Source organism: Acinetobacter brisouioides (assembly GCF_004331075.1).
Classification (GTDB): domain Bacteria; phylum Pseudomonadota; class Gammaproteobacteria; order Pseudomonadales; family Moraxellaceae; genus Acinetobacter.
The window spans coordinates 25,090-41,552 of the sequence record NZ_SJNX01000004.1 but is presented as its reverse complement, the minus strand read 5'-3'; the positions used below and the strand labels follow the sequence as shown (position 1 = coordinate 41,552).

The following is a 16,463-nucleotide window of genomic DNA, read 5'->3' as shown; positions in this document are numbered from 1 at the left end:
TATATTTGAGTAAGTAAATGAAAATATTGCATATTGCAAATTTTGGCTTTAATAAACAAGGCGCACATTTTTACTGCACAGACCGTAAAATTTCTGCCGGATTAATTGAAAATGGCCATTTCGTTTATGATTTTAGCTTTCGTGATATGGCTCGAATGGGTACCATTTTTAAAACAAAAAAATTGGGTGCCAATTGGGCTAATAAAGAAGTCTTAAAAGTCGTCAATAACATTGAACCTGATCTGGTACTGATTGGACATAGTGACTTAATGAGTCCAGATGTTCTCAGACAGATTAAAGAATCTTATCCAAAGACTAAAATTGCATTTTGGTATGTTGACCCGCTTTATCTAGAAAATAAACTTGGCTTTGTAAAAGCATTTTCGCCGTATTTGGATGCTATCTTCTGTACAACTGGTGGTGAGTATTTACAGAAGCTAAAACAGCCTCATTTAAGCGTAGCCTATTTACCAAATGTTGGTCATCGCAATGTTGAGACTCTGCAACAGTTTTCAAACTCTAAGACGGACAAGACTTTTATTTTCTGTGGTGTGGTCTATAAAGAACCTGAGCGTGAGAAGTTCTTAAAGGACTTGGCAGATGCTTTGCAACAAGGTCATGTAAACTATCAATATTATGGTTGTTTTGAACAACCAGGTGTTTATGGTAAAGCTTATTATAAAGTTCTGTCTGAAACAAAAATGGGACTTAATTACTCACGCTGTAATGATGTAACCTTGTATAGTTCTGACCGTATTGTACAACTGACGGGGAATGGTTTACTCACCTTTAGCCCAAGAATTCCGGGCTTTGAGAAACTCTACACTGATCAGGAAGTCGTTTACTTTGATGATCAGTTTGACTTAGCCAAGAAGATACAATTCTTTGATCAAAATCCAGAGCAGGCTGAAAAAATAGCGAAAGAGGGCTGGGAGAAAACACGTAAATCTTTCAATGCTAAGCGCATTACCCAGTTTATGGTTGAGGTGACATTTAAGCAGCCCCTTTCAGAAGATTATGAATGGTCACATGAGGTTTATGCATGATGTGGTTTTTGTACGTTGCAGTAGGACTATTAGTACTTGCTGCACTGTTATATATGCTGGGTAATTATACATTCTGGCTTCCGTTTCGTTCGAACAAACTACCACGCATTGTGATGTTACATCAGGTTACCCCTAAAGATGTAGCCTCTGGTATGAATATGCCTCCTGAAAAGTTTGAACAACTTTTACAGTTGTTGACGCGTAAAGGAACTACTTTTTGTTTTGTCTCTGAGCTTGAACAATACCGTAATCAAAAGAATGTGGTTGCATTAAGTTTTGATGATGGCTTTATGGATAATTATCTTTATGCCTATCCATTACTTAAAAAATATAACGCGAAGGCAACCATTTATTTGGCAACCCAAATTGAAGGAATCGAAAAGCTAACGCATGAGCAAATCCATGAAATGGCGAATTCTGGTTTTATTGAATTTGGTGCGCATACCCAACATCATGTGAACTTACTTAAGCTTGATGATCAAACTGCTTATGATGAAATGCTTCAGTCTAAACGCGATGTCGAAGCATTAGTTGGAAAATGCCCTAGCTTTGCTTATCCATTTGGTCGATTTAACGAAAAGCACCAAAAAATGGCTCAAGAGATTGGCTTTAAAAATGCAGTATCGACTCGTAAAAAAATCGAGGCGTATGAAACAATGAATCAATTTAATATTCCACGTGTCAGCACGCATGGTGCCATGAATGCTTTACAGATGCGTATCGCCCTTGCTAAAGGACGTTATAAGTTATGAATAAAATTCCATGTAGTGTCTATGTTGTCACTTTAAATTGTGGTGCTTGGTTAGAGCGAACTTTGCAAAGTGTCAGTGATTTTGATGAAGTTATTATTTTAGACTCAGGCAGTACTGATAACACTTATGAAATTGCTCAGCGCTTTGAAAATACGCAAATTTCTCACCAAGACTGGCAAGGTTATGCTGGGCAAAAAAGTTTGGCTTTAGCAAAATGTAGAAATGATTGGGTACTCAACCTAGATGGTGATGAAGTCTTATCTAGCGAGTTAAAACAAGAAATTGTTGAGACTATTCAACAGAACAAGCTTGATGCATTAATCACACCAATTAATGATGTGTTCTTAGGTGTTCCCAACAGTAAACATACAAAAAAACATGCGAAGGTGCGGTTTTTCCGCAAGTCTAAAGGGCATTATGACCTTGCCAATAAAGTCCATGAAAATGTAATTGTGAATGGCGAATCTCAGCGTGCTCAACATGATATTTATCATTATGGTGAGTCGAGCATTTTCGTTAAAGTCGAAAAAAATAATCAATATTCCAATTTAAAAGCATTAGAGAAATACCAAAAAGGAAAGTCACCAAGCCTTACAAAATTGGTTTTGGTGATGCCGATGACTTTTATGAAATCCTATTTTATCCGTCGTAGTTTCTTGAATGGCTGGCGTGGTTTTGTAAATAGTATGATTAATGCTTTTTATGCATTTTTAAAAGAAGCCAAGTTGTTTGAGCAGACCATGAATAAGGATAAAAATAAATAGGCCAACTATGAAAATTGTTCAGGTATTAGCAACAAGCGGTGGAATAGGTGGTTTAGAACAGCATACTTTTAACTTGGTCAACGAGTTAGCATTAAACCAAGAAGTGCACGTGATTGCCCATCCTTGTTATGTTGAGAAGTTCAACTCAAATGTACATTTTCATGCTGTTGATTTTGCACGAAGCCGTTGGAATATTTTTTTACTTTTGCAACTTAAGTCTCTAATTCAACAAATTCAGCCAGATATTGTTCATGCACAAGCAGGAAAAGCTGCTGAACTGATTGCTCGTATTAAGCCATTTTTATCTGGCCCTAAGTTTGTGACAACTGTACACGGCACGAAAAAGAATAAGTCTGCATATCTAGCTGGTGATGCTGTTATTGCAGTTAGCCAAGCACTGAAACACGATATTCCCAAATCGAAAGCACACGTTGTTTACAACGGGGTATATCCTCAGCCCATTCTTACGATCGAGAATAAAGAAAAATTACTTCAGTCTATTCGAAATGACTTTTCTAAGTTGAATCATAGTAAAAAAGTGGTCATGTGTATTGGACGCCTAGAGCCAGTAAAGAATATCAGCTTATTGATTGAGTCGATGCAGCATATAGATGTCAATTTATGGATTATTGGTGATGGTTCACTTCGGGCCAATTTAGAAAAACAGGTGAGTGAACTGAATATGCAAAATCGGGTCGCTTTTTTAGGGTTTAGAACTGACGCTCGAGATTTGGTTCAGTTAGCAGATGTTGTGGTTTTATCATCTGACCGTGAAGGTTTTCCATTGGTAATGGTGGAAGCATTGCAGGCAGATAAAACAATGGCATCTACTAAGGTTAATGGTGTGATTGAGTGGTTGCCAGAAAAATACCTTGCGGAAATTGGTGATGCACAAGGTCTAGCAAGAGCTATTCAATCTGCACTTAAACCAGAGGCAAAAAATGATTTTAACCCTCTTTTTATGAAAGCTAAAACAGAGCTGACGGTGCCAGCAATGACCCAGCAGACTATCGCTATTTATGAAAATCTACTAAAGTCGCTTATTCTTTAGCGGTGAGGCGGATCGCATCAAGCACTACGAAGTTATCTTCTGCATTAATGGTGTGGCAACCGTCGTCAGCCTGGTTCCAATTTGGCAAAACAACTTCTAATAATTTTTCCTTGTAAACAGTTGGATTGAGCTGAGTAATTGCTTTTAATTCAATATTACCGCCATAACGTTTTAAAGAGTCTTGACTTGGTCGAACGAGTTGACCTTTGTAGATAAAGGGTTTTCCAGCCATTCGGAATTGTTGGTTACCTAGGCATACTGGGTTCATAGGATGTTCTTGCCAATCTGGATTTAAAATATCTTTAGTAAAAAATATGTCCAAGCGGTCACCAAATTTTTTACAATTACGTTTTGTTGATGTGAAAAGGTACCATAACCCTTCATGGTAGAAAGGTGTGCTGTCGACTGCTTCAATATTCTCTAGAAGATTAGAATGTTTTTCCCACCTAAATGGGAATTTATTGCATTTCCACAGCTCAATTGTCTTATTTGAGGAAGTTTCGGGAATCATGTACCAAACATCTTTAACTTTAAATACACAAGGATAAGAGAGGTGATAGTCAAGCTTTACGATAGTTTCAGGTAGCGTATAGGAGCCATCTTTAAAGACTTCTAAAACAGAAAGAAAACCCACAGGGTGCTGATCATTCACTTCTTCAAAGAAAATGAAATGGCGACCATTTTCATGCGCATAGAAGCTGTCTGCAAAAGTTAACTGTTGTGGTGAGTGAATTTCAAATAAAGGTCGTAATTGCTCAAGTGTTGTAAAAGGTTGTTCTAACCAGCCGAAACGCATGTACCAATGTGAGCTAAACTTTTTAGATTTTTGGTTTTGTTGAAGTTTATACCATTTTTTTTTAATTAGGCGATTTAGCATTAGATTTTACACTCGATATAACTATAATTAGATACACTATCTTTACCTCATTTTAACATTTGAATGAAATGAAAAAATATTTAATCAGTATTGAATCTGCTAATAGTGATCGTTTGAACAAACTGTACTCGCAGGCAACATTTTATAATTATAAAGATGAATTTAAGCAATTTGGGATAATAGGTAAAAACCTAAGCGTCAGTGAATATTTTCAACAAGGTGTAGCGGGTAAGAAAAAACCTATGACTCCTGGTGAGCTAGGTTGTACCTTGTCTCATATTGCAGCTTTAAGAGATTTCTTAAACTCTGATGAACAATATGCAATTATTTTTGAAGATGATGTTATTGAACGTTTTGATATTGATCTTGATGATTTAGAAAATTTAATTAAAGATATGAAATTAAAACCTAATTTCTTTTTAAGTTTAGGTGGCATTCAGATGAAAATTTGCAATAAAGTAAGGGGTAAGTTATTACCTAATGTATTTTTTGGAGAAAAAATTCTGAAAGTTGATCTGGATTTTCTAGATAAATTAGCCTATGCCTATGCTTATGTTGTAGATAGGGGGATGGCGAAAAGGTTAATATCATACCATGCTACACCTAAGATTTATGATCATTGGGGAGGTCTCCTTTTGGAAAAAAATATTAGTTTTTATGCAACTTTTTTATTTGAACATCCAGTTCTAAATGAAGATAACTTAGATAATTGTAGCTATTTAGAGCAAGAAAGATTGTTAATGGGCCAAGTTAAAAAAAATAGAATATATTATTTTCATTATTATTTGAAAAAAATCAAAAAGATTGTTTTGAATAAATGGAGTTGATATCAACTCCTTTTATGTAATAAAGCTAGGAGTGATAATGTTAGGCAATAGTATATGGAACTAGCAACAGCTGTAATGAAATAATAATCAGTGATTCCACAAATCATAGTGCTAATAATGACATATATACCTGATGCCTTTAATAGAGTTTGTTGAGGTGTGTTAGCTTTAAAATTTAAAAAATAATATAAAGGAAAAATAAAAGAAAAAAGTAATGCAAAAAAACCAATTAGACCATGACTTGCAAGCTCTTGAAAATAAATGCTGTGCATGTGTGTTAAACAGTCACCTGATATAATACCTTTTTTGCTTAATTCACATACTTGTTCTGATACTCTAAATGTACTTATTCCTGTGATTGGTGAGTTTTTAAAGTCAATTATAGCATTTTTCCACATAATTAAGCGTGAACCGATACTTGTTGGTTCTGTGGAGTGTGCATGGAATAGAATAAGGTCGTGGTATGCAGCTATAATGCGGTCTAAAATTATTTTTCCTTTTAAAGCAAATAGAAAAATACTTAATATAATAAATAAACCAACTTGCGCATATAAATATGGTCTACATGTTTTTTGATAAAACCATATAGTTAAAATAAAAAGAAATGGGAGTACTAACCAAGTTCCACGTGTACCATGTGTAATATTAATTATTATGGCTATTAATGAAATAATTAATACAGAAAAAATTAACCATTTGTTGTTATATGTTTTATATAAGTAAAAGCTATATAGATAAATTAATCCTATTAATATAATGCTGATATTGTCATATGTGATTAATGTTTTAAAATAATTTGCAAGCTCATCTCTATTGAAATTTAGTTGATTTCCAACATATATATTATATATTATATAAATAATGAGAAAGACTGTGATTAAGTTAAACATATTTTTATAATTATAATTCGTATTTTTTATTAAAAAAGGTATTAAGAAAAAAAATATTCCATATGTGTAGTTTAAATTATACATGGAAAAAATTTGATGAATTGTTATAATTTCCTTTGGTACAGAGATGCTTTCGGGTATAAGCTGAAAGAAATATTGTAAAGATAAAATAATGCAAGGAGTAATAAATACAAATATACTATAAAGTGGAAAATTTATTTTTTGTTTTATTTTAAAGTAATAAAAAGTAGATGCAATAATTGAAATAGCTAATATCATTAATCCATCTAAATTACTTTTCCCTAAAACAGCTTTATATAGTAAATAAGCAAAGATTAAGTTGATACAAGCATGAATAGAACAATAAGAAATAGTATTTTTATCTTGGTGGCGTAAAGTGATCATTGTGGCTATTTATTATCCGAATTACCCTTGAGCACCATATAAATCAAGGCGCAGAAAATTAACAATGCAGCAGATAAACTACTGAAACAGAAATATAAAATGCGTTGGTAAGTGGTAAAGTTCATGAGTTGATTATGAATAATATAGTTCATAATGCCCCATTGGACCAAAGAAAACACAATAACCACCAACGAACGGCGACGGACTTCTGGACGCATAGCCATAGTTTTCACCTAACATAAAAAAGCAGTTTATTATGCCACCATAGAGAGTCAATCTCAATTGCCATTGAAAACCCTACCGAAGCAGGGTTTTCAATACACAAAAGTTTAAGCTTCTTTCGCTTCAGCTTTTGGTTTTTCACGTAAACGAATACCTAAATCGCGCAGTTGATTTGCTTCAACTGGTGCAGGTGCTTGTGTCAATGGACATTCAGCAGTTTTGGTTTTCGGGAATGCAATTACATCACGAATTGAAGAAGCGCCAGTCATGAGCATAACTAGACGGTCTAAACCAAATGCCAAACCACCGTGCGGAGGCGCACCATATTTTAATGCATTCAACAAGAAGCTGAATTTTTCTTCTGCTTCTTCTTCGCTAATACCCAACGCTTCAAAAATGGCTTTTTGCATTTCTAAAGTATAGATACGAAGTGAACCACCACCGATTTCAGTACCATTTAAGACCATGTCATACGCTACAGACAATGCTTCGCCTGGGTTATTTTTCACGTCTTCAACAGAAGATTTTGGTAGCGTGAACGGATGGTGAACAGACGTCCATTTGCCGTCGTCAGTTTCTTCGAACATTGGGAAGTCAACAACCCAAAGTGGCGCCCACTCGCAAGTTGCAAGCTTAAGGTCATGACCGATTTTCACACGAAGTGCGCCCATCGCATCGTTTACAACTTTGGCTTTGTCTGCGCCGAAGAATACGATGTCGCCATTTTCAGCACCAACACGTTTTAACAAATCAAGCACGATTGGCTCGATGAATTTCACGATTGGAGATTGAAGACCTTCGATGCCTTTTTCAAGTTCGTTGACTTTGATGTAAGCCAAACCTTTTGCACCGTAGATGCCAACAAATTTAGTATATTCGTCGATGGCACTACGTGGTAAAGCACCTGCACCTGGTACGCGAAGCGCAACAATTCGACCTTTAGGGTCTTTTGCAGGGCCAGCAAATACTTTGAACTCAACGCCTTGCATCAAGTCTGCAACGTCAACCAGTTTCAAAGGAATACGCATATCTGGTTTGTCAGATGCATAGTCACGCATTGCATCAGCATAGGTCATACGTTCAAATTTGTCGAATTGAACATTCAACAATTCTTTAAACATTTTAACCGTTAAGCCTTCCATCAAATCCATGATGTCATCGTCACTCATGAACGATGTTTCAACGTCGATTTGGGTAAATTCAGGCTGACGGTCTGCACGCAAGTCTTCGTCACGGAAACATTTTGCGATTTGGTAATAACGGTCAATACCACCCACCATCAACAACTGTTTGAACAATTGTGGCGACTGTGGAAGGGCATAGAAGCTGCCATTTGAAACACGGCTTGGAACTAAGTAGTCGCGCGCACCTTCTGGGGTTGCACGAGTCAAGATCGGTGTTTCAACGTCTAGGAAACCGTGATCTTCGAAGTAGTTACGAATCAGGTTGGTGACTTTAGAACGGAAACGTAAACGATCTAACATTTCTGGACGACGGATGTCCAAGAAACGATATTTCAAACGAATTTCTTCAGAAATATTGGTGTTTTCGTCATTTAATGGGAATGGAGGAGTTTCAGATGCGGCAAGGACTTCAATTTCCTTACCTAAAACTTCAATTTGACCACTCACCATATTTGCATTTTCTGTACCTGCATAACGGCGGCGTACACGACCCGTAATTTTTAATACAAATTCAGAACGTGCTTTATCTGCTGTTGCGAAAGCTTCAGGAGTATCTGGGTCAATAACCACTTGCACAAGACCATCACGGTCACGCATATCAAGGAAGATCACACCACCGTGATCGCGACGACGATGTACCCAACCGCAAAGGGTCACAGTTTGGTCAATTTGGGCTTCGGTTAAAGAACCGCAGTAATGAGTTCGCATCATGTTTTTTAAATCCAAACTATATTGGCTATAGGAGCGTATACGTAAACAGCGTACCGCCAGTGAATCAGCGATTATGCCTTTTTAGGTCATGTTGCTCAAGGTTTAGTGCGAAAAAACCATCGACAAGGCATGTTAATGTGGCGGTAGCGATCTCTTAGCAGGTTGAATTTGTGAATATTTCCATAAAAACAAGCCACAACCCATGCTAAAACACAACAGCCAACCTTGTACAAAGGCTTTAAAACTCCGTCCGATCAGTTCATCGCTATTTTCTCCAAACTCAAAATGATGCGACAAATAAACACTCAGCATGCCAATGCCGCAGAGCAGTGAGCAAGCATATAAACGCTGTAAAAATTGTCGTTGTGATGCAGATGGCGAATTTTGCCGATATTTGCCGATGTAACGCTTTGACCAAATCCATAGCCAAGGTAACGCGAGTAGCGATGTTCCAATTTGTAAGACGTAATGCAGTGGGTAACTATGTTTGAAAATTTCCACTTGCTGCTGTAAAAAATCGCGTGAAAACCATGTGCGGATGTCTAGATGGGTGAAACTGTCCCAAAAGAAATGGCTGACTGTTCCCAGTAAAACAGCACAGGCAGTTGTCACACAAAAGACACCTTGCTGCTTTACTTTGTGTAAATGCAGAGGGGTAATTAGCCCCAATCCTGTAAACATGACAGGACGATACAAACCATACCATAACCCCGAAAAGAACAGACCAATGAATAGGTCAGGGAAAATCAGACCTTGCCATAAATGACTGATCATTATGTTCTGTTGGGTAAATAGGCGAAACAGGTCTGGGGTCATACAACCAATGCCTGTTGCAGCAAGTGGAAACTGCCGCTGACTGAGCCGATAAATCACAGGTGCAAACAACATGTGCGACACAGTAAATGCCATAACGATAATTTAGGAATAGAAAAACAAAATTTTAACGGAATTCTGGATAAAGCACGAATGAGTCTTGCAAATAACTCGATACGTTATAATATAACAACAAATTTAGCACTGGATGCCTACAATGCCTTTTAAGAAACATGTGTTTGCTCTTTCCATTTTATCGCTGGCGATTCAACACGTCATGGCACAAGATGCGCCTGTGGAAGAAAGCGATTTACCCACCATTCAGGTTCATGTTGTCAAAAAACCAAAAGTGAATTCAACCGCTGGCGATGTTGTTGTAGATCGGAAAACCTTGATTGAAGGTGCAACCACGATTGGTAATGCCTTAAATGGTCAGGCGGGTGTTTATTCGGCACAGTACACGGGCGGGGTGAGCCGACCTGTGATTCGCGGACAAGATGGGGCACGTGTCAAAATTACCCAAAATGGTGGAGATGCCTTAGATGTATCCTCAGTCTCACCTGACCATGCAGTGACAGTAGATCCCAACTTAGCACAGGAAATCCAGATTCTCAAAGGTCCTGAAGCTTTGTTATATGCTGCGGGGTCTGTTGGTGGTTTGATCAATGTCGTGGATGACAAGATTCCAACGAAAATGCCTGAAGGCGGCTATAGTGGTCGTGCAGGCGTGCGCTATAACTCAGGTAGTGATGAGCTGTTGTATTCTGGCAATGCCACGATTGGGTTAGGTGATCAGTTTGCACTGCGTTTAGGTGGCTTAAAACGCGATGCCAATAACTATATTTTACCCAAAGATCTGCAAAGCGAAGATCGTCGTCAGGACAGCACTTTTGCAGATTCCAAAGACTACAATGTGGGTCTGTCGTGGATTTATGACCGCGGATACACAGGAATTTCCTTTAGCCAGCGTCATGACCAATATGGTATTCCTGCCGATAACGAACTTTATAGTACCTGTGAGCGCAGCGGCAACAGCTTAGTCGGTTGTGGTACAGCAGTGGCTGGTGGGGATGATGCACAAGGTTGGATTAACTTAAAGCAAAAACGCTACGACATTAAAACTGAGTTGAAAGATCCATTTGCAGGTTTTAACAAATTATCGGCGCAAGCCAACTATACTGATTATCAACATACCGAAATGGCGGGTGATACCCCAAATACTCGGTTTAACAGTAAAGGTACAGATGCACGCATTACCTTGAGCAACAACCCGTGGGCGGGCTGGACAGGGCAAATTGGAACACAGTTTACCCAGCAAAAACTCAGTATCAATGGTGAGGAATCGTTGATGAATCCGAACACCACCAAAAAATACAGCCTATTTGCATTGCAACAAAAGCGGGTCAATAATCTGAATTTTGAAGTGTCATCGCGGATTGACCAGCAAAATATCAATATTGATTCCACTCAAAAAGACTACAGTGGTACAGCCTATTCGCTTGCAGGTTCAACCAGTTGGGAATTTATCCCGGATTATAAACTGTCACTGACAGCATCGCATCAAGAACGCTTACCCGTTGCTCAGGAGTTATATTCTGATGGCAAGCATATGGCGACCAATACCTATGAATTGGGGAATGACAATTTAAATAAAGAGAAATCCAATAACCTTGAATTGGGGCTGCACTTTAACAATGACCGTTTGAAATATAACGTTAGTGTGTTCCAAAACTGGTTTGATAACTTTATTTATGCCAAAACGCTGGATCAATATCAGGATTTTCGTTTGATTCAATATAGTCAGGCACAAGCGCGTTTTTATGGGGTTGATGCAGACTTGAGCTATCAGCTTTCACCTGTATGGAACGCAGGTCTGTTTGGTGACTATGTGCGTGGCAAACTCGATAATCAAGGCAATGCTCCACGTATTCCGGGTGGACGTTTAGGGACACGTTTCAAAGCAGACTTTGGAGATGGCTACTCAGCAACAGCAGAGTATTATCATGTGTTTAATCAGGATGATATCGCCAATTATGAAACTGCCACCAAAGACTACAACATGTTGAATCTGGGTTTGGCCTATACAGGACAAGTCAACCCGAAAACAGGCTATCGTTTGTATGCTCAAGCCAACAACTTGCTAGATGCCAAAGTCTATCAGCATGAATCGTTCCTTGCTAATGTGCCACAAGTGGGGCGTAATTTTACCGTTGGTGTGGATTTTAACTTCTAAGATACAGCCAGATTCGTGACAGGAATGTTTCCTATCACGAAATTACTCTTGAAAAAATCTGAGAGAGAACCTAGCCTGACTCTACTGTGCTAGGTTTATTTTTATGCGTATATTTCACAAAATTCATAATAAGTTACAATGGTCTCCCCGCCATTATGCAGGGTTGCTCGTCGGTATTTTTTTTATTGGCTATACATCTTCTGCGGTTTACCATACGGTCAAACCGTTGCCACGCGGGATTGACTATACGGGTGCATTGCACCATGCCGATGTACAATTTTTTGCCGATGAAACTTATGTCGATGCAACAGGAAAAGTACAACAAGATCAGCGTATTTTTAATCAAATGCTGAGTTTGGTTGAGCAAGCCAAAACCACCATTATTATTGACATGTTTTTGTTTAATGACGAAATGGGAGAAAATGCTCAGCCTCGACGACATTTGACACAAGAGCTTACACAAGCGCTGATTAGAAAGCGTATTCAATCTCCAAATATCGAAATTAAAGTCATTACCGACCCGATCAACTCGGTGTATGGTGGGCTTGCACCTGAACACTATCGCAAGTTGCGTCAGGCAGGTGTTGATGTGATTGAAACCAATCTCACACCGCTACGAACACCTAATCCTGTATGGTCAGGTTTTTGGTATTTGTGCTGTCAAGGTTTGGGGAATAATCCGCAAGCAGGCTGGTTACCAAATCCATTTGGTCAGGGCAAAGTGACGCTGCGCAGTTATTTTAACTTGATGAATTTTAAAGCCAATCATCGTAAAACGATTGTGGTGGATACCGATCAGGGCTGGAAAGGTCTGGTGACCTCGGCCAACCCGCATGATGGTAGTTCACATCATGACAATGTCGCTTTACTGGTATCTGGCCCTGTTGCTGTTGATATTTTAAACTCTGAGCAGCCTGTGGCAGAAATGTCACAAGGTGAAATGGGTGTCGTGATTGTCGGGCAGCAAGAGGGTGCAAAAAATCTGCCACAGGTTCAGGTACTCACTGAAGCTGCGATTTATCGGGCAGCACTGAACATGATCAATACGGCAAAACCACAGGATCAGATTGATCTGGCGATGTTTTATTTGTCTGAACGCAAAATTATTGATGCTTTGAAACAAGCCAAACGCCGAAGCGTACAGATTCGCGTGTTACTCGATCCGAACAAAGATGCTTTTGGTTTAAAGAAAAATGGAATTCCAAACCGCGAAGTTGCGGTGGAATTGCATAATGCAGGAATTCAGGTGCGTTGGAATGATACGCATGGTGAACAGGCTCACAGCAAACTGTTGCTGAAGCACAATGCCACCCAGTCAGAACTGCTACTCGGTTCGGCCAATTTCACGGCACGTAATCTGAAAAACTATAATCTTGAAACTGATCTGCGTGTAATGGGTTCAAGCCAAGCACCTGTATTTGTTGATGCACAGCATTATTTTAATACGGCTTGGGAAAACTTAAATGGTCGTCAAATCAGTGTGGATTACAGTAAATATGCCGATGGTTCAAAACTGAAATATGCCTTATACCGTTTGATGGAATGGACAGGCTTGTCGACGTTTTAACTTGAGGCTTCTTTCATCATAATTTATGCCTTCTTGATTTTTATCCCTGAGCAAAATTGAAATATATTTCAATCAGGCACAAGAGAAATAAAGTGGGTTAATGAAAGAAACTCATTTAACCGCATAAAAAAAGAGAGGTCATCGCCTCTCTTTTTTTATGTATAGCGGTTTAGTCTTGTGGTGGCAAAAGCTGATCGAGTGCCTTGTCATCCAGTGATTCAATTTCGCTTAAATCTGTTTTGATTTTCCATTGGCTTTCATCTTCAACAGGGGTGGGTAAGCGTGCTTCAAGCCAGTCACATACCACATCAGGTGAAAAGTCAGCATGGTTACACTGAATCACCCAAGCCAAGAAATCTTTGGCTTCACCGTTCATATAAGGGGGTGGGGACACAGGGAGAAACTGGGTCGGTAAGCGTTCATTGGTGGAAAGATAATTGAGAACATGCCCAAGTTCTTGTACAGTTTGCCAAGCTAAAGGATGCTCAAGATCAATAAAAAACTTAAACCACCACGCATGTTGCCCATCATCACCATGCCCCACAATACGGCTGGCTTGAACACTTGGAACTTTGGCAAAAAATTGCTCTAGACGTTCAAAATTTAAATTAGACACTTTCCTCAGCTCTCTTTATTTCATTCGATGAATATATCTGACAATTATGCCAGTTCATCATCCTGAGGCTGTAACTTTTTGCTGACAGTTTCATTTTTTTCTTTAATTGCCGATGGATAATGCCAAGAGGCATAACGCACAATAAAAATTGCCACTGCCAAAATCAGGATTGAGCTTGTCACAATTAGCAAGTCCAGAGAGGCTTTATGATCGTGCTGAATCACGGAAATGAGCAGGCGGGTCAGGGCAGTAATCGCAACATAAATCAGAAAACGTACAGGCATGTGATTGGTTTTAAAATAAATCCCGACCATTGCCCCAAGTTCTAAATAGATGAATAACAGTAAAATATCATCAATACTGGCGTAGTTCTTTTCAGTAAAAATGCCAACAGTGGTATGCACAGCTGACCATGCGATCATACAGCCAATAATAAACAAGGCGAGATAATGGAAACTCTCAACCGCTAGATGACCAATACGATCTAAGAACGGTTGAACTTGATCGGTCTTATTTTTGGGGGTGGGCATGGTATGACACCTGTATGCGATCTATATTTAGATTACGAGAGTATCATGCAAAAACTATGACAAAATAAAAAAATGCCTAATAAACAGGCATTTTTTTTAAATCTGGAGCAGATTATTGCTGCGTGAAGTATGCAGAGTTAAATTGCATCATCACGCTTGCACCCGCATTGATTTTGGCAAAACGGCTGTTGAGTTCAGGTAAAACTTTTTCAATATAATACTGGGCAAGACGCAGTTTATTGGCATAAAACTCGCCTTGTTTTTGCTGTGCCACATGCGCAATTTTGGCAAACATATAGGCGAAACTGAGCAAGCCCACTGCATGCAAATAATCAACCGCAACGGCGTTGGCAAAGTCAGGATCTTCTTGCGCCTGTTCAATCACATATTGGGTGATGGCTTCAACTTCGGTACAGGCGTCGAGGGTTGTGTCTTTAATAAAATTAAGCTCGATATCGAGGTCATGTACAAAATTACGGATTTCTTCAATATATTCATATAAGAATTCACCGTTATTTTTAATGACCTTACGACCGATTAAATCTTGAGACTGAATGCCATTTGTTCCTTCATAAATCTGGGCAATACGCAAATCACGGACACATTGTTCCATGCCCCACTCAGCGATATAGCCATGTCCACCAAAACACATTTGGGCATCAAGCACCGCATTAAAGGCGGTATCGGTTAAATACGCCTTAGCAATCGGGGTAAGCAGGGCAACACGGTTATTGGCTTTGTGTGCCGCTTCGGCATCGGTTGAGAACTTGGTGATGTCGAGCTGTTGTCCTACATAGACCGCAAAGGCACGCGAGGCTTCGTTATTGGCACGGGCATTGAGTAACATGCGGCGTACATCACCATGTACCAAAATACTGTCCGCAGGTTTGTCAGCATTTTTCACGCCTGTAGCACTGCGACCTTGCAGACGGTCTGTCGCGTATTGCGCGGCATTTTGGTAGGCAAACTCGGAAGCACCTAAACCCTGAATCCCCATCGACAAGCGTTCATAGTTCATCATCACAAACATGGCAGCCAAGCCTTCATTTTCCTTGCCGACCAAAAAGCCTTTGGCAGCATCGAAGTTCATGACACAGGTGGCTGAGGCTTTAATGCCCATTTTATGTTCGATTGAACCTGGAGCAACATGATTACGCTCGCCCAAAGAACCATCTTGATTGACCAAATATTTCGGCACAATAAACAGTGAAATACCACGTGAACCCGCAGGGGCATTTGGGGTTTTGGCCAAGACCAGATGAATGATGTTGTTCGTGAGGTCGTGGTCGCCACCTGTAATGAAAATCTTGGTGCCTGTAATCTGGTAACTACCATCGGCATTGGGTTCAGCTTTGGTTTTAATAATCCCCAAATCGGTGCCTGCATGTGGTTCAGTCAGACACATGGTGCCTGACCATTCGCCCGAATAGATTTTTGGCAAATAGGTTTCTTTTTGCTGTTGTGAGCCATAGCTGTTGAGCGCCATACCCGCGCCGACTGAAAGTAGCGGATAAAGCATAAATGCAGGGTTGGTGGCAAAAATCATTTCATCGGAAAGTACGGTGAGCATTTTTGGCATGCTTTGCCCGCCCCATTCTTCATCGGCACTCAAGCCAATCCAGCCACCTTCGGCATACTGTTGAAATGCGGCTTTAAAACCTTCTGGCGTAGACACTTTGCCATCGGCATAGTGTGCGCCGTGTTCATCACCACTACGGTTGAGTGGCAGAGTGATATTTTTGGCAAATTTCGCCATTTCTTCTAAAATTGCCTCGGCAGTTGCAGCATCTAAATATGCCAGCTTTTCATTGCTTTGCCAAAATGGTTCCGCTTCAAACACCTCATTTAAAATAAAACGCATATCGGCAAGTGGGGCATTATAGATTGGCATTGTTGTTCACCTGTTTTTGTGTTTGTTTTAACTCTAGCAATTTTTATGATGATGGATTGTGTATCACCACCAGAATATCGTTGC

At 39.4% G+C, this 16,463-nt stretch carries 15 protein-coding genes; 7 read left to right on the top strand and 8 right to left on the bottom strand.

Annotated features, from left to right (window positions below; translation table 11 throughout):
- Positions 1-17: 17 nt before the first annotated feature.
- The 4 genes from E0H77_RS06585 to E0H77_RS06570 are packed head-to-tail and all read left to right on the top strand — an operon-like array spanning position 18 to position 3,613.
- Positions 18-1,046, top strand: coding sequence for a glycosyltransferase family protein (locus E0H77_RS06585; RefSeq protein WP_131376032.1), 1,029 nt, complete (start codon positions 18-20; stop codon positions 1,044-1,046).
- Positions 1,043-1,798, top strand: coding sequence for a polysaccharide deacetylase family protein (locus E0H77_RS06580; protein WP_131376029.1), 756 nt, complete (start codon positions 1,043-1,045; stop codon positions 1,796-1,798). The genes E0H77_RS06585 and E0H77_RS06580 overlap by 4 nt, the downstream gene beginning before the upstream one ends.
- Positions 1,795-2,562: a glycosyltransferase family 2 protein gene (locus E0H77_RS06575; RefSeq protein ID WP_131376026.1), complete on the top strand. Its 768-nt coding sequence runs from the start codon at positions 1,795-1,797 to the stop codon at positions 2,560-2,562. The genes E0H77_RS06580 and E0H77_RS06575 overlap by 4 nt, the downstream gene beginning before the upstream one ends.
- A 7-nt stretch (positions 2,563-2,569) precedes the next feature.
- A complete protein-coding gene (locus E0H77_RS06570; protein ID WP_131376023.1) occupies positions 2,570-3,613 on the top strand; it encodes a glycosyltransferase in 1,044 nt (347 codons plus the stop codon).
- On the opposite strand, the gene E0H77_RS06565 is transcribed toward E0H77_RS06570, so the two are convergent.
- Complete coding sequence (locus E0H77_RS06565; RefSeq protein WP_131376020.1) at positions 3,603-4,490, bottom strand: glucosamine inositolphosphorylceramide transferase family protein; 888 nt, start codon at positions 4,488-4,490, stop codon at positions 3,603-3,605. The genes E0H77_RS06570 and E0H77_RS06565 overlap by 11 nt on opposite strands.
- Positions 4,491-4,558: 68 nt before the next feature.
- On the opposite strand from E0H77_RS06565, the gene E0H77_RS06560 reads away from it, so the two are divergent.
- Positions 4,559-5,317, top strand: a complete 759-nt coding sequence (locus E0H77_RS06560) for a glycosyltransferase family 25 protein (protein ID WP_131376017.1) — start codon at positions 4,559-4,561, stop codon at positions 5,315-5,317.
- A gap of 2 nt (positions 5,318-5,319) precedes the next feature.
- Here E0H77_RS06560 and E0H77_RS06555 read toward each other — a convergent pair whose 3' ends face one another.
- From E0H77_RS06555 to E0H77_RS06540, 4 genes are all read right to left on the bottom strand, one after another.
- A complete protein-coding gene (locus E0H77_RS06555; protein ID WP_131376015.1) occupies positions 5,320-6,612 on the bottom strand; it encodes an O-antigen ligase family protein in 1,293 nt (430 codons plus the stop codon).
- Between the two features lie 5 nt (positions 6,613-6,617).
- Positions 6,618-6,836, bottom strand: a complete 219-nt coding sequence (locus tag E0H77_RS06550; protein ID WP_131376012.1) for a hypothetical protein — start codon at positions 6,834-6,836, stop codon at positions 6,618-6,620.
- Between the two features lie 105 nt (positions 6,837-6,941).
- Complete coding sequence (aspS, locus tag E0H77_RS06545) at positions 6,942-8,729, bottom strand: aspartate--tRNA ligase (protein ID WP_131376009.1); 1,788 nt, start codon at positions 8,727-8,729, stop codon at positions 6,942-6,944.
- Positions 8,730-8,861: 132 nt separating this feature from the next.
- Complete coding sequence (locus tag E0H77_RS06540) at positions 8,862-9,626, bottom strand: DUF4184 family protein (protein WP_265937312.1); 765 nt, start codon at positions 9,624-9,626, stop codon at positions 8,862-8,864.
- Positions 9,627-9,759: 133 nt separating this feature from the next.
- On the opposite strand from E0H77_RS06540, the gene znuD reads away from it, so the two are divergent.
- Together znuD and E0H77_RS06530 are read left to right on the top strand one after the other, a co-directional pair.
- Positions 9,760-11,775 carry a zinc piracy TonB-dependent receptor ZnuD gene (znuD, locus tag E0H77_RS06535; protein ID WP_131376005.1) on the top strand — a complete coding sequence of 672 codons (2,016 nt, stop codon included), beginning with the start codon at positions 9,760-9,762 and terminating at the stop codon, positions 11,773-11,775.
- A gap of 103 nt (positions 11,776-11,878) precedes the next feature.
- Positions 11,879-13,342 (top strand): phospholipase D family protein, encoded by a 1,464-nt coding sequence (locus E0H77_RS06530; RefSeq protein ID WP_131376003.1) that lies wholly within the window; start codon positions 11,879-11,881, stop codon positions 13,340-13,342.
- 169 nt (positions 13,343-13,511) lie between these two features.
- Here the strand turns inward: E0H77_RS06530 and E0H77_RS06525 are convergent, their stop codons facing one another.
- The 3 genes from E0H77_RS06525 to E0H77_RS06515 all read right to left on the bottom strand — a co-directional run bounded on the left by E0H77_RS06525 (position 13,512) and on the right by E0H77_RS06515 (position 16,379).
- Positions 13,512-13,958, bottom strand: coding sequence for a hypothetical protein (locus E0H77_RS06525; protein ID WP_131313616.1), 447 nt, complete (start codon positions 13,956-13,958; stop codon positions 13,512-13,514).
- A gap of 44 nt (positions 13,959-14,002) precedes the next feature.
- Positions 14,003-14,488: a phosphate-starvation-inducible protein PsiE gene (locus tag E0H77_RS06520; RefSeq protein WP_131313615.1), complete on the bottom strand. Its 486-nt coding sequence runs from the start codon at positions 14,486-14,488 to the stop codon at positions 14,003-14,005.
- Positions 14,489-14,600: 112 nt separating this feature from the next.
- Entirely contained in the window at positions 14,601-16,379 is a 1,779-nt protein-coding gene (locus tag E0H77_RS06515; RefSeq protein ID WP_131376001.1) for an acyl-CoA dehydrogenase C-terminal domain-containing protein, read from the bottom strand.
- Between the last annotated feature and the right edge of the window lie 84 nt (positions 16,380-16,463).